Below are 772 nucleotides of genomic sequence, written 5' to 3' on the forward strand. Positions count from 1 at the left end.
GGAAACAACGTTTTAATCCAGAACTCTACCGTCGTTAACCTGACACTCAAGTAAACAATATGAAAGTATTAAATAACTTAATTTGGCTGATGCTCGTTTATTCAACATCAGCCATTTCATTAGAACTGTTACCTTACCGAGCACATTACTCTGTTCCCGTTAAAAGTTACAAAGAAATAGTGTTTGGTGATGTTTTTCGCCAACAGTATGACTTCAGTTGTGGCTCTGCCGCTCTGGCTTCTCTCCTCACTTTTCATTATGCAACAGAGTCATCTGAACAAGATATTTTCAAAAGCATGTTTGAAAAAGGTGATAAAGAAAAAATCAAGGAGAAAGGTTTTTCTTTGTTGGATATGAAGTTTTACTTAGATTCCATAGGGTTACGTTCTGATGGCTTTCAAGTTGGACTGGAGAAAATTAAAGAAGTCGGCGTCCCTGGGATCACTCTCGTTAATTTCGATGGGTATATGCATTTTGTTGTAATCAGAGGTATAAACAATCACTCAGTTATTCTAGGAGACCCTTCTAGAGGAAGTATGATAATGAAACTGGATGAGTTTGAAAAATATTACCAAGGAATTGTGTTGCTGGTCCGTAACGAAGCGGAAATGGGACGGTCTAGCTTTATTACCAATGATAATTTCACCGTATATCAAAGATCACCATTAAAAACAGGTGTGTCTAGAGATTCCTTGGGGGTATTTAGCATTACTCTCCCAGTTTCCGGTGAAAATTAATATAACATTGTTTTAAATAACTTTAAGAACTTAAC

General features: G+C 36.5%; 1 protein-coding gene. It reads left to right on the top strand.

Annotation, left to right across the window (positions count from 1 at the left end; translation table 11 throughout):
* Positions 1-59: 59 nt before the first annotated feature.
* The gene (locus R7Q11_RS25840; RefSeq protein ID WP_054579722.1) at positions 60-737 is read left to right on the top strand and encodes a C39 family peptidase; all 678 of its coding nucleotides are present in this window, start codon (positions 60-62) and stop codon (positions 735-737) included.
* The last annotated feature ends 35 nt before the right edge of the window (positions 738-772 follow it).

Source organism: Vibrio sp. 970, from assembly GCF_033339075.1.

Excerpts from the sequence above, each read along its gene's own strand:
- R7Q11_RS25840 (WP_054579722.1), top strand. The coding sequence starts at position 60 with ATGAAAGTATTAAATAACTTAATTTGGCTGATGCTCGTTTATTCAACA.